A 13,228-nucleotide genomic window follows, 5' to 3' on the forward strand; every position below is an offset into this window, starting at 1 on the left:
ACACGCTTCCCGCAGGCCGCGACCGCCTCGTCCACCACATCCCGCGGCACCGAGGAGGCCAGCACACCCAACGAGATCCAGTCCGGCAGCGACCCGCCCACATCCTGACTCACCGCCAGAACGGTAGCGGCACCCCGCCCCAACATCAACACAAGCTAAGTGGCATTGGGTCAAGGGCGCCAAAACCGAGGGCCATGGTCTGAGCGTCCTGCCGGACGCCCGAGGCGGCAAGCTGGCCTGGCACTTCACCGTCACGGGTGCCGAAGCCAACGGCAGCCCGGTGCGCCAGGAGGTGTACGTCGACGCGAACATCGGCGGCATCGCCCTCTCGTACAACAACATCGACGCCGCGGACGCCGCCCCTGGCAAGGGGACGGGCATACGCGTGGACGGCTCCGAGGTGGAGCTGGACATCAACAAGGAGACGGGCGGGTCGTACACGCTCGTCGACTCCACCCGTGACATGTTCGCGCGGACCGGCGGCCAGATACGCACCTACGACGCCCAGCGCAAAAGCTACTCGCTCGTGGCGGGCGGCCCGGTCACCGAGGACATTCCCCTGGCGACCTCCGCGAGCGACCGGTTCGACGCCACCAACACTTCCTCCGGCGCGGTCGACGCACACCTGAACGCGGCGAAGGTCTACGAATACTTCAAGGACAAGCTCGGCCGTGACGGCGTCGACGGCAAGGACGGCACGATCTACTCCGTCGTCAACGTCGCGAGCAACGGCAAGGACTACGCCAACGCCTTCTGGGACGGCTCCAAGATGGTCTACGGCCACATGGACGGCGTGCCGCTGTCCGTGGGCCTGGACGTGGTCGGCCACGAGATGACCCACGGCGTCACCGAGCACTCCGCAGGGCTCGTCTACCTGAACCAGTCGGGCGCCCTCAACGAGGCGATCTCCGACTACTTCGGCAACGCCATGGAGACCGCCGACAAGGGCGTCGCGATGAGCGACCCGACGTCCGGCCTCATCGGCGAGTACCTCTGCAACGGCACCATGCCGCTGGACGAGTGCGCGCTGCGCGACCTCAACGACGGCCGCAACGCGCAGACGGACTACCAGCCCATCACGCTCGACATCGACAACGGCGGGGTGCACTACAACTCCACCATCGTCGGCGGCGCGCTGTGGGACATCCGGAAGAGCATCGACGCCGGCCTCGCCGACCGCATCATGTACCGGGCGGCCCAGAACTACCTCACCCCGCTTTCCGGCTTCACCGACATGCGCAATGCGGTCGCCCTGGCCGCGAAGTCGCTGAAGGTCTCCACAGCCGATCTGGAAGCCATCGGCCGGGCCTTCGACGACCACGGCATCGAGCGGGGCTGGGTGCAGAAGTCCGGCACCTACGACGGCACCACCATCGGCGCCGACGTCCTGCCCGCGTACGAGGTGTACAGCGGAATCGACGAGCAGGCAGCGCAGATCTACGGCGATGTCTACGCCATCGGTCACGGTGACGCGATCGCCTGGGACCAGGGCGGCGCCGCCTTCGGCATCACGGTCGGCCGCTTCGGCAAGAAGCCCCAGCACGAACTGGCGCAGTCGGACGCCTACCTGATGGATCCGTCCCTCGACGACGAGCGTGTCGTCTTCACCCGGATCTCCGCCACCGACGTCGGCATCTACCGGGCCGGTGACAAGGGCCAGGGCGCGATCAAGAAGCTGGTCGACACCCCGGACGCCGACGAGACCGAGCCGGTCACCGAGAACGGCGCCCTCGCCTACATCAGCACCACCTCCGACGGCGAGCAGGACGTCATGCTCCTGAAGGCCGACGGCACCACGGTGAACGTGACGCCCGAAGCCGGCACCAAGGCCTCGCGCCTCGCCATGAAGAACGGCACCCTCGCCTGGGCCGGCGGCGACGGGACGTACCTGTACGTCTACAACATCGCCGCGGGAACGACCCAGAACAAGCGGATCGGCGGCTTCCTGTTCGACAGCATCTCGGACATCCAGCTCACCTCGGACCGCGTCTTCTACCGCATCAGCGGCGGGTTCCTGATCCCGAGCACCAAGATCGGATCGACGCCGGCCGCCGACGTGACCCAGATGAAGAATCTGAGCTCCCCCAAGAGTCTGTACGTCGCCCAGTTCTCGGTCAGCGACGAGTACTTCGCCTACTCGACGTACGACATCTGGGGCGCGCTCGGCTCCTGGACCGGCCCGACCAAGGTGAAGGTCTCCACGACGGCGGACGTGCTGGCCGGGCTGAACAACTTCAGCCTCGCTTCGTGCTCCTCCGGTTCACAGCTGGCCCCGTCGCTCGGTGACGGGCAGCGGATCGTCTGGCTGGACACCACAGCCGCCACGACGGACGTGGTGACGCGCGGGACGTTCGCGGGCACCTGCGAGTAGCATCCGCCACTCGCAGGAGGCGGTCACCGGATCTACCGGTGGCCGCCTTTTCGCATACGGACGGCGGGAGGCTCGTCAGCCTCCCGGCGAACGCCGGCGCAGTCCTGGACCGGCCTGAGATGCCAGTCCTCCGCCCCCTCGCGCTGTCCGGCCCCGGCAAGGTCGGCCGCGAGGGACAGCAACGGGCCGGACCCCAGGTGCTTCCAGTGTCATGCGTCCAGCGTGCCGGTCGCCGCCGTTCCGCGCCATGCCCGTCTGGACCGCGAGGCCGCCGTGACCGTCCCCGACCAGCAGTGGGACGGGTCCGGCCTGCGGGAACAGTGACGCAGCCGTTGGCGCCGAGGTCGTACCGGCGCGCCGTCCACCCGAACCTCCATGTGCGCGGCTGCAAAGAGAGCGGCACGGCCCGGCCGTGCGCGCCACCCCTTACGGCAGGCGATGGAGTCCGGCAGCACCGCACGGATCTCCCCGAGGTCGCCGAAGGGACCTGGGCCGGCTGACGACCCCGGCACACTCCCCGCATGGAACGGCCGGTAGACGAACGTGAGGGCTTTCGTTCTCCGGAAGGTCGGCGAGGTCGGCGTCATCGACAAGCCGGTCCCCGAACCCGGGCCCAATGACGCGGTCGTGCGCACCACCGCGGCCATGGTGTGCACGACCGATGTGCACACCATGAAGGGCGCGATTCCGGTCGCTCCGGATGTGACGTTGGGGCATGAGGCGGTCGGTGTCGTCCATGCGCTCGGCTCGGCCGTCGAAGGTCTGGTCGAGGGTCAGCGCGTCGCGGTGGCCGGGGTCACGCCGTGCTTCCGGTGTGACTTCTGCCAACGCGGATTCTCCTCGCAATGCCTCGGGAGGATGCTGGGTGGCGCCCAGTTCACCAACCAGCGGGACGGGAACATGGCCCAGTATTTTCTCGTCAACGACGCCCAGGCCAATCTCGCGCCGATTCCCGAGACTCTCTCCGACCACCAGGCGCTGTACGCCACCGACATGCTCAACACCGGGTTCCTGGCCGCCGAACACGCGGAACTCGAACTGGGCGAGACGGTCGCGATCTTCGCCCAGGGTGCGGTGGGGCTGTCGGCGACGATCGGCTGCCGGCTGCGCGGCGCCGGTCTCATCATCGCCGTCGAGTCGGTTCCCGCACGTCAGGAACTCGCACGCCGCTTCGGCGCCGATCTGATCGTCGACTACACACAGTGCGATCCGGTGGAGCGGATTCTCGAACTGACGGATGGTCAGGGGGTCGATGCGGCCATCGAGGCACTCGGCACCCCCGGGACCTGGGAGGCGACATTCCGGGTCACGAAGCCGGGAGGGCGCATTTCCAATGTCGGGTACCACGGGGAGGTGCCAGAGCCGTTGAAAATCCCCCTTGAGCCGTTCGGATACGGCATGTCGGACAAGAAGGTCTACGGCGGGCTCAACCGCGGAGGGAACGGGCGGCTTCGGCGGATCTTCCGGTTGATGGAGAACGGCAAGGTGGATCCCACTGCGATGACCACGCATGAATTCGGTTTCGACGAGATCGAACGCGCGTTTTGGATGATGGCATCGAAAGAAGGGGGAATCATCAGGCCCTTGATTCGCTTCGACGCCGATGGCGCGTAGACGGTGCACAGTTGCCGCAGTCAAGGACAACCCTTGGCCGCACCGCGCAAGGGCCGACAGAAGACAACGACAATGAGCCAGAATTTGCTACGTTGCGAAGTTGTTACCTGTATGGGTGGTGCGTCCCCTGGCTCGGCCGTAGCGTCGATAGCGGAACAACCTTTGAGAAGAGGCCATAAGCACCGTCAGGCGCCTGCTCCGGTCTCGCGGCCCGCACCGCGGAGCGGGCCGGGCGTACGCAAGGCCTCGTAGGCCCGGAGCGAGACTGCTGGGGAGCGGACATGCAAAGACACCAACTGAAGGCAGCGGTTCTGATCTGTGCCGCGGCATCCCTCGCAACCGCAGTCGCGCCGGCATCCGCTTCCACGAAGGCACAGTCACCCGCCGGCGTCGTGGTCGTCGACTGCTTCTCGCATCCTCAAGCACGCCCGGGCACGTTCCTGATTGCCTGCGGGGACGGCAACAGCATCCTCACCGCGCTCCGGTGGTCGGCCTGGAAACCGAAGTTCGCCACGGGTAGCGGGCTCAACGTATTGAACGACTGCCGGCCCTACTGCGCTGCAGGCACGTTCCACTCCTACCCCGTGGCTGTCAGGCTCGACCGGCCGGAGCCATGGCAGAAACATCCCGGGCACCAGCATTACACCCAGCTGCGCATTGTCTACACCGACAACAGGCCGCCACAGATGCCAAGAGAAGTGACGTACCGGCTCTGGGACTGACGGTTGGCCCGGGCCGTGCGCAGTACCGCGTCCAGCCGATTACCGCATTCGGTGGATCTGTGCCACATGTGTCACGTGTGACACATGAATGAGGGCTCCTGACCTGGGCTTTTCCGCCAGGCGCCTGCTAGGAGCCGCGGCGCACCCGTGCGGCCCTGCGGGCCTCGGCCAACTTGCGGGCGTCACCGCCCCGGCGGGACCCGCCATCGGTGCGCCCGGACTCGCCCCGGGCAGTGCCCATGCCGCGGAACGGGGCGTTGCCGCTCTTGGGGCGCGCTGCGGCCGGACCACCGTCGAGCGGAACGCCGGAGGGGGTCCGGGCACCGGTGATCCGGCTCAGTTCCGCCTCGCCCGAGCGCACCGCGGTGATTTTCGGCGTAATGCCGGCGTCAGCCATGAGCCTGCTCATTTCGCGGCGCCCGCTCGAAGGGACCAGGGTGACGACGCTGCCGGATTCACCGGCCCGGGCGGTGCGCCCTGCACGGTGCAGATAGTCCTTGTGGTCGCTGGGCGGGTCGACGTTGACCACCAGGTCGAGGTCGTCCACGTGCAGGCCCCGGGCTGCGACATTAGTGGCCACCAGCACGGTGACCTGACCGTTCTTGAACTGGGCGAGGGTGCGCGTGCGCTGGGGCTGGGACTTTCCGCTGTGCAGCGCGGCGGCACGGACGCCGCTGGCCCGCAGGTGCTTGGTCAACTGGTCGACCGCATGCTTGGTGTCCAGGAACATGAGCACCCGGCCGTCGCGGGCCGCGATCTCGGTCGTGACGGCGTACCGGTCGGCCCCGTGGACTGTCAGCACATGATGTTCCATCGTCGTGACCGCCCCCGCCGACGGGTCGACCGAGTGGACCACCGGGTCGTGGAGGTAGCGACGGACCAGCAGGTCGACATCGCGGTCCAGGGTCGCCGAGAACAGCATCCGCTGCCCGTCGGGGCGCACCTGGTCGAGCAGTTCGGTGACCTGGGGCAGGAAGCCCATGTCGCACATCTGGTCGGCCTCGTCCAGCACGGTGATCCGCACCCGGTCCAGGCGGCAGTCCTTGCGCTCGATGAGGTCATGCAGGCGTCCGGGGGTCGCTACGACGACCTCGGCCCCGGCCCGCAGCGCACCGGCCTGCCTGCCGATCGATATGCCGCCGACCACCGTGACCATGCGCAGCTTCAGAGCCTGGGCGTACGGCGTGAGCGCCTCGCCGACCTGCTGGGCCAGCTCCCTGGTGGGGACGAGGATCAGCCCGAGCGGCTGTTTCGGCTCCGCACGCCGGCTCGCGATCCGCGTGAGCAGCGCCAGGCCAAAAGCCAGGGTCTTGCCCGATCCGGTGCGCCCCCGGCCCAGGACGTCCCGGCCCGCGAGGGAGTTCGGCAGCGTCGCCGCCTGAATCGGGAACGGCTCGTTCACGCCGAGGCCGGCGAGCGTTTCCTGCAGCTGCTGCGGCAGGTCCAGGTCGGCGAACGACGTCGCTGCCGGGAGCGCCGGGGTGACCGTATCCGGCAGGGCAAATTCGCCCTTCGGGGCGTTCGTGCGAGCTGAGCGCGTCATGGAGAGCCTTCCTCGATGTACGGCACGTATCGAGGAATTCCCGGCAGACGGTGAAGCCGGCAAACCGCAAGAACGGGCATGTGAAGATGATGGAGGCCATCAACGGTAGCAGCCGGTGCTCACCAGGAGCGTGAAACCTCAAGCACCGGGGATTCCGGCCACCTCACCGTCGCGATCCAATTCCTGACCGCGGCTGTCCGGATCGCATAGGCTCCGCAGATGGCCAAGTACTTTGACGTGCACCCCGACAATCCTCAGCGGCGCGCCATCAGCAGCGTGGCCGACAGCATTCGCTCCGGTGCGCTCGTCGCGTACCCCACGGACTCCTGCTATGCCCTGGGATGCCAGCTGGGCAATCGTGACGGCATCAGCCGGATCCGGTCGATCCGGAACCTCGACGATCGTCACCACTTCACGCTGGTGTGCGAGGACTTCGCACAGCTGGGCCAGTTCGTACATATCGACAACGACGTGTTCCGCGCGATCAAGGCGGCTACGCCCGGCAGCTACACCTTCATCCTCCCTGCGACCAAGGAGGTGCCGCGCCAGCTGCTGCACCCCAAGAAGAAGACGGTCGGAGTCCGTATTCCGGACCATGCTGTTGCTCAGGCCCTGGTCGCCGAGCTCGGTGAGCCGCTGCTGTCCAGCACACTGCTCCTTCCCGACGAGGACGAGCCGATGACGCAGGGCTGGGAGATCAAGGAGCGGCTCGATCACATGGTGGACGCCGTGGTCGACTCGGGAGACTGCGGCACCGAACCGACCACGGTCATCGACTTCTCCGAGGGTGAAGCGGAGATCGTACGCCGAGGGGCAGGCGACACCACACGCTTCGAATAGCCGGCCGGCGCAGGGTGTCCTCAGACCGATGAAAGGGGAATAAACCAGGCGTAGTCTGTTCAAAACGCCGGTACACCGCACTGGGGCGACGGAGGCGGAGCATGACCGACCCCCACGGCTTCCTCAAAGTCCCCCGTCGGCCTGTTCCGGCGCGCCCCGTCGAGGAACGGCTGGGCGACTGGAACGAGGTCTACGCGGGGCAGGCACGGCTTCCGCTGGTGTCCGAGCAGGCGGGGCGCTGTATGGACTGCGGCATACCGTTCTGTCACAGCGGCTGTCCGCTGGGGAATCTCATCCCCGAGTGGAACGCGTACGCGGCGAAGGACGACTGGTGGGCCGCCGCCGAGCGGCTGCACGCGACGAACAACTTCCCGGAGTTCACCGGGCGGCTGTGCCCCGCGCCGTGCGAGGACGCCTGCGTGCTCACCATCAATACCGATCCGGTGACGATCAAGAACGTCGAGCAGGCGATCGCCGACGAGATCTGGGCGCGCGGGTATGCGTCACCGCGACCGCCCGAGCGACTCAGCGGGAAGACCGTCGCCATCATCGGCTCCGGACCGGCCGGGCTGGCGGCGGCACAGCAACTCACCCGGATCGGTCACACCGTCGCCGTCTACGAGCGCGCCGACCGCATCGGCGGACTGCTGCGCTACGGCATCCCCGCGTTCAAGATGGAGAAGCAGCACCTGAACCGCCGCATCGAGCAGATGCGATCGGAGGGCACGAAGTTCCGCACGGGTGTGGACATCGGCAGCGATCTCGACGCCACCGAACTCACAAGACGTCACGACGTGGTGGTCGTCGCCGTAGGAGCCAGAGGACAGCGGGAGCTGCCCGTCCCCGGCCGCGGCCTGCACGGCATACATCAGGCCATGGACTACCTCACCTTCGCCAATCGGGTCACGGAGGGCGACTACATCACGTCGCCCGTCACAGCCGAGGGCAAGCACGTCGTGATCATCGGAGGCGGGGACACCGGTTCGGACTGTCTGGGCACCGCCCTCCGTCAGGGCGCGACGTCCGTGGTGCAGCTGGATATCAATCCGGAACCCGGCGAGGCCCGGCGGGAGGCCGAGCCCTGGCCCACGTATCCGAAGGTCTACCGGATCTCCCATGCCCATGAAGAGGGCCGGGAACGGGAGGGCGCGGATCCGCGAATCTTCTCCTCCGCCACCCTCCGCCTCGAAGGGGACCGGCACGGCCATGTGCGCGGCATACGCCTGGCGGAGGTGGAACCCGAGGACAGAAGGCCGCGACCGGACACCGAGCACGTGATCTCGGCGGATCTGGTCCTGCTCGCCCTCGGCTTCTACGGTCCCGAACGGGGCACCGGTCTGATGAAGCAGCTGGGGCTCACGCTGGACGACCGGGGTAACTTCGCCCGCGATGCCGACTTCGCCGCCGAATCGGCGGAGCGGGCCGAGCACGCCGAGCGGACAGTCCCTACCGGGACGGGCGGGGTCTTCATCGCCGGCGACGCGGGACGTGGCCAGTCACTTGTGGTGTGGGCCATCGCAGAGGGACGGTCCGCCGCGGCCGCAGCAGACCGCTATCTGAGCGGCTCCACAGAGTTGCCGTCCCCCGTCGCCCCAAGGGACCGGCCGCTGGTGGCATGAGCGCATCCGTCACCCCATGCGCACGACCACGATCACCACCTCGCCGGAGCCACATTCACAGATGCCTCTCGCCGCCGGCCGGCCGCCTCCCGAGTCGGCCATGAGGCGTCGGGCCAGGTGAGGCGGGGTTTGTCCGGCACGCCGTCGAGCCGCGCAGCTACCCGGACGGGTGGCCGGTCAGGCACCATCGGCGACCTGCGGCCTACTTTCCTACGGAGCCCTCGATCAGGAGATGGCGGGGACCACGCAACACAGGGCTGCGCCGGTACGGGGGTGGGTCCTCGACCAGGCGGGGGGCGTCGAGGTGGCGGAGGAGCGCATTGAGTGCGATCTGTGCCTCGATACGGGCTAGCGGGGCGCCGAAGCAGTTGTGGATGCCGCTGCCGAAGCCGAAGTGCTGGTTGTCCTCGCGCATCGGGTCGAAACGGTCCGGGTCGTCGAACCTCAGGGGGTCCCGGTTGCCGGCGGCGAGCACCAGGATCAACGGGGCGCCCTTGGGGATGGTGACGCCCGCGACGTCGATGTCGGTGAGCGGCGAGCGCTGCGGCAGAAATTGGACGGGGGGCTCGTAACGCAGCAGTTCTTCCACGGCCCTCGGCATGTTTTCGGGCGCGGCGCGCAGCTGCTCCAGGATGTCGGGGTGGCGCAGGAGGGTGAGCATGCCGTTGGTGATCAGGTTGACGGTCGTCTCGTGACCGGCGATGAGCAGCAGCACAGCGGTGGCCATCAGTTCCGGCTCGGTGAGGCGGCCTTCGGGTCCTTCGTCGTTGGCCAAGGCGGAGAGCATGTCTCCGGACGGGTGGCCACGCCGTTCTTCGGCGAGGTCGCCCAGATAGTGCGCCATCGCCTCCCGTGCGTCCAGTGCCGACTGTCGACGGTGCTCCGGGTCCTCCCCGTGGCTGAAGTCGAAGCCGGCGATGATCGCGTTCGTCCAGGTGCGGATGCGGGGCACATCGTCCCGGGGCACGCCCAGGAGCCCGCAGATCACGGTGACGGGCAGCGGGTAGGCGAAATCCTCGACGAGGTCGATCCGGTCCTTGCCCTCGAACGAGTGGATCAGTTCCTCGGCGATCCGGGTGATGTCGCCGTGCAGGGCGTCGATCCGTCCCGGGGAGTGCGGCGGGCCGAAGGGGCGCATGGCGATGCGGCGGAGCCGGTCGTGTTCGGGGTCGTCGACACCGATGAAGGCCGGCGGCATGTCATCCGACGTGGCCAGCTGTGGGTCCGGATCCGTACGGTTACGGAGGTCCGAGCTGATGCGGGGGTCGTGGAGCAGAGCCGCGATCTCGTGGTAGGTGCCCACCAGGTAGCTGCCGTCGCCCTGTCGTACCACTCCGTTCCCGCGGAGCTCTGTGTACAGCGGATACGGGTCGGCGCGGTTCGCGTAGTCGGTGATGCGCTCAAAGAGGGTGTCCGGTGGCATGCGAGGGTCTCCTCATCGACGGTGGGCAGCGGTCGGCGGCGGTTCGGCCCGCACCAGAATCAGGTGCCGGTCCGGCAGATGACCGGTGAGAGCCACGGTCGGACCGTGCGAGAGCAACTGAGGGGACGGCACGTCGGAGGGGACGGGCTCGGGCGAACCGGACCGGTCGGCGGCACCGGGTGCGGGTGGAAACGGTGCCGCCGTCTCGATGAGGTACTGGTAGTGCTCCAGCCACTTGGCGCGGTTCACACTGACCGCAGCGGTGATACGTCCCCGGTAGCCGTAGACGGCAACGAACCGGCCCTCGCGCAACGAGCCCTGGGCGATGACCACTTGATCGGAGAAGGTCGGTACGCCCACGGACTTGATGTTGAGGCCGAACTGGCTGGACCAGAAGGCGGGCACCGACAGGTGCGGGCGCCTTCGTGGCCCCGGGCTGATCATGTTGTGCGCCGCGACCTCGGCCTGTGCAACCGCGTTGCCCCAGTGTTCGAGGGAGAGCATCTGGTACTCGAAGAGCGGATGCGGGAAGCGTGCCACGTCTCCGGCGACGAAGACATCGTCGGTGACGATCCCGTACATGTCGAAGGCGCGGCACCCCGCGTCGCAAGCGACACCTCGAGGGCCTGCGGCCAGGCCTGATCCGTCAAGCCATTCGGTGTTGCGGACGGCGCCCAATGCGACCACGGCGACATCGGCGTCGATCCGGCCGCCGTCGGAGAACTCGGCGCCGGTGAGCCGGCCGTTGCTGCCTTTCAGAGCGGTGACGGTCACGCCGCAGCGCAGGTCGACCCCGTGTGCGCGCTGCAGCCGCGCCGCATAGGTGCCGAGTGTCCCGCCGAGCGCGCCGACGAGCGGCGAGGGTCCGCGTTCGGCGACCGTTACGTCGAGACCGCGCTCCCGGCAGGCGGACGCGATCTCCGAGCCGATGAATCCGGCGCCGATCACCAGGACCCGGCGCGGTCCGGCGTCGAGGAGTTCGGCGAGGAGGGCCGCGTCGTCGTTCGTACGCAGGGTGAGTACGCCGTCCAGGCGCGCTTCGTCGGAGTTCGGCCATGGCCGGGCCCGGGTCCCGGTCGCGATCAGCAGCCGGTCGAAGGGGAGCTCTTCGCCGTCGGCGAGGATCACCCGCTTCTTGATCGGGTCGACCCCGACGGCACGGACCCCGAGCTTCCACTGCGCGTCCACCTCGCGACGGCTCGGCAGCGCGACGTCATGCGCGTGTACCCGACCGAGCAGCACCTGCTTGGACAGCGGTGGCCTGTCGTAAGGAGGGTGGGGCTCCTCCCCGACAAGGGTCAGCGATCCCGCGAAACCTTCGTCACGCAGCGTCTCGGCGGCGCGCAGACCGGCCAGCGATGCGCCGACGACGACGATTCGGCCGACGACGCTCACGGGGCGCCGAGACCTGCCGGCTCACCGGCGAGGATGGCCTGTACCGGACAGGCCGCCACCGCCCGGCGGACGCGCTCATGCTGATCGTCGGGCACGGCCGGCGTGAACATCAGGGCCTCCTCGCCATGCAGTTCGAACACCTGAGGGGCGAGAAATGCGCATTGCGCATAACCCTGGCAGCGATTGAGGTCGACAACGATCTGCATCCCGGTCCACTCCTCCGTGCCACCCGTCGTCTCTGTCCTAATACCTGCAGGCGCGCGACGCGAACGGTGCGGGTCCGTCCGGGTCGCAGGCCGACCGGTCAGGAAGGGCAGTGGCTGCGGCAGATTGCGCCCCGCCTGGCAGCTGCCGCCCGGCGGCCTGTCGCTGTGGGTCGACCTGGGCGAGCCCATCGCCTCACCGCTGGCCGAGCGCGCACTGGACTACGGGGTCCGGATCGAAGGTGGCGCCTACTTCGCCACCGACCCGGGCTTCTTCGAACAGCGCCTCCGCATCCCCTACACGACTCCTCCCGACACCCTGCGCGAGGCCGTGCGCCGCATGGCCACCGCGCTCGCCGACGGGCTCCCGCCCTCGTCCGCCACCGACGGCCGCACTGGGCCACCTGACGGACACCTGATGTGCTCCCGGTGCGGCGCCACATCGCGCCCTTGCGCCGGCTGCGGAAGGATCCTCCACGCGCGGCCCCGGACGGCGAAGGGCTGTGCGGATCCTGCCGGCGCAAGCGCCCCTCCACGCAGCGTGCGCCATCACTTCTTCGGTCACCTGCAAGGATCGGCCGGGACAAGTGCGTCGCCGTCTTCCAGCACATCGCCACAACGGCGTGACCACCCGCTCCACACGCCAGGACACAGCTCCCGGAGAAACGGAAGTACCCATGCCCGCCGTACGCGGAACAGAGGTCGATGTCCCCACCCCTGACGGTGTCGCGGACGCCTATCTGACGCATCCCGACGACGACCGCCCCCATCCCGCGGTGCTGCTGTACATGGACGCCTTCGGGCTACGGCCGCAGCTGAAGAAGATGGCCGACCGGCTTGCAGCTGCCGGTTACACGGTGCTGGTACCCAACGTCTTCTACCGCCACGGCCGCGCCCCGGTGGTGGCCCTGCCCGACCTCATCGACCCTGCCCGGCGCCCGGAGATCTTCCAGCAGCTCCGCCCGGTCATGGACTCCCTCACCCCCGACCTGGCCGCCCGGGACGCCGGGGCCTACCTCGGCCGGCTGGCCGCCTGCCCCCACGCTTCGGAAGGCCGAGTCGGCATCACCGGCTACTGCATGGGGGCCCGCCTGGCCTTGCGTGCCGCCGCCACCCACCCCAACCGGGTCGCGGCCATGGCCGGCTTCCACGGCGGAGGCCTGGCCGCCGACGTCCCCGACAGCCCGCACACGCTCGCCGAGAACATCACCGCCGAGCTGTACTTCGGCCACGCCGACCAGGACCCCGGCATGCCGCCCGAACAGATCGACCGCCTGGACAAGGCTCTTGCCGCCGCCGGGGTACGCCACCGGGCCGAGGTCTACACCGGCGCCGACCACGGCTTCACGCAGGCCGACACCGCCGCCTACGACGCCGCCGCGGACGAACGCCACTGGGCAGCCCTGCTCGACCTCCTCCATCGCACGCTCTGAGCCCACCGGCGGCCCTCCGGCTGCAACATCACGGTCCGGGCCGGACATGAGGAGACGTCAATGCG

The 13,228-nt window shown here is 68.5% G+C and carries 9 protein-coding genes; 5 read left to right on the forward strand and 4 right to left on the reverse strand.

Features of this window, described 5'->3' with window-relative positions:
• Window positions 1–280 precede the first annotated feature (280 nt).
• Together ABZV38_RS05095 and ABZV38_RS05100 are read left to right on the forward strand one after the other, a co-directional pair.
• Window positions 281–2,371: a M4 family metallopeptidase gene (locus tag ABZV38_RS05095; RefSeq protein WP_356324669.1), complete on the forward strand. Its 2,091-nt coding sequence runs from the start codon at window positions 281–283 to the stop codon at window positions 2,369–2,371.
• Between the two features lie 543 nt (window positions 2,372–2,914).
• Window positions 2,915–3,985: an alcohol dehydrogenase catalytic domain-containing protein gene (locus ABZV38_RS05100; RefSeq protein WP_356324671.1), complete on the forward strand. Its 1,071-nt coding sequence runs from the start codon at window positions 2,915–2,917 to the stop codon at window positions 3,983–3,985.
• Between the two features lie 849 nt (window positions 3,986–4,834).
• Here ABZV38_RS05100 and ABZV38_RS05105 read toward each other — a convergent pair.
• Entirely contained in the window at window positions 4,835–6,250 is a 1,416-nt protein-coding gene (locus ABZV38_RS05105) for a DEAD/DEAH box helicase (protein WP_356324673.1), read from the reverse strand.
• A gap of 219 nt (window positions 6,251–6,469) precedes the next feature.
• Here ABZV38_RS05105 and ABZV38_RS05110 point away from each other — a divergent pair, with 219 nt between their 5' ends.
• Together ABZV38_RS05110 and ABZV38_RS05115 are read left to right on the forward strand one after the other, a co-directional pair.
• Window positions 6,470–7,090, forward strand: a complete 621-nt coding sequence (locus ABZV38_RS05110) for an L-threonylcarbamoyladenylate synthase (protein ID WP_356324676.1) — start codon at window positions 6,470–6,472, stop codon at window positions 7,088–7,090.
• A gap of 101 nt (window positions 7,091–7,191) precedes the next feature.
• Window positions 7,192–8,709: a glutamate synthase subunit beta gene (locus ABZV38_RS05115; protein WP_356324678.1), complete on the forward strand. Its 1,518-nt coding sequence runs from the start codon at window positions 7,192–7,194 to the stop codon at window positions 8,707–8,709.
• Window positions 8,710–8,911: 202 nt separating this feature from the next.
• On the opposite strand, the gene ABZV38_RS05120 is transcribed toward ABZV38_RS05115, so the two are convergent.
• Genes ABZV38_RS05120 through ABZV38_RS05130 form a run of 3 tightly spaced genes read right to left on the reverse strand, consistent with a single transcriptional unit; the run spans window position 8,912 to window position 11,733 of the window.
• Window positions 8,912–10,132, reverse strand: a complete 1,221-nt coding sequence (locus ABZV38_RS05120; protein WP_356324680.1) for a cytochrome P450 — start codon at window positions 10,130–10,132, stop codon at window positions 8,912–8,914.
• 12 nt (window positions 10,133–10,144) lie between these two features.
• Window positions 10,145–11,527 (reverse strand): FAD/NAD(P)-binding oxidoreductase, encoded by a 1,383-nt coding sequence (locus ABZV38_RS05125; RefSeq protein WP_356324681.1) that lies wholly within the window; start codon window positions 11,525–11,527, stop codon window positions 10,145–10,147.
• Window positions 11,524–11,733 (reverse strand): ferredoxin, encoded by a 210-nt coding sequence (locus ABZV38_RS05130; protein WP_356324683.1) that lies wholly within the window; start codon window positions 11,731–11,733, stop codon window positions 11,524–11,526. Before ABZV38_RS05130 ends, ABZV38_RS05125 begins: the two co-directional genes overlap by 4 nt.
• A 674-nt stretch (window positions 11,734–12,407) precedes the next feature.
• On the opposite strand from ABZV38_RS05130, the gene ABZV38_RS05135 reads away from it, so the two are divergent.
• The gene (locus ABZV38_RS05135) at window positions 12,408–13,163 is read left to right on the forward strand and encodes a dienelactone hydrolase family protein (RefSeq protein WP_356324685.1); all 756 of its coding nucleotides are present in this window, start codon (window positions 12,408–12,410) and stop codon (window positions 13,161–13,163) included.
• Window positions 13,164–13,228: the final 65 nt, after the last annotated feature.

Origin of the sequence: Streptomyces sp. NPDC005181, from assembly GCF_040608395.1 — a bacterium.
Classification (GTDB): Bacteria; Actinomycetota; Actinomycetes; order Streptomycetales; family Streptomycetaceae; genus Streptomyces.

Bases quoted from the DNA above. Each gene is read 5' to 3' on its own strand.
- ABZV38_RS05135 (WP_356324685.1), top strand. From the start codon at position 12,408: ATGCCCGCCGTACGCGGAACAGAGGTCGATGTCCCCACCCCTGACGGT.
- ABZV38_RS05120 (WP_356324680.1), bottom strand. From the start codon at position 10,132: ATGCCACCGGACACCCTCTTTGAGCGCATCACCGACTACGCGAACCGC.
- ABZV38_RS05110 (WP_356324676.1), top strand. From the start codon at position 6,470: ATGGCCAAGTACTTTGACGTGCACCCCGACAATCCTCAGCGGCGCGCC.
- ABZV38_RS05130 (WP_356324683.1), bottom strand. From the start codon at position 11,733: ATGCAGATCGTTGTCGACCTCAATCGCTGCCAGGGTTATGCGCAATGC.
- ABZV38_RS05115 (WP_356324678.1), top strand. From the start codon at position 7,192: ATGACCGACCCCCACGGCTTCCTCAAAGTCCCCCGTCGGCCTGTTCCG.
- ABZV38_RS05105 (WP_356324673.1), bottom strand. From the start codon at position 6,250: ATGACGCGCTCAGCTCGCACGAACGCCCCGAAGGGCGAATTTGCCCTG.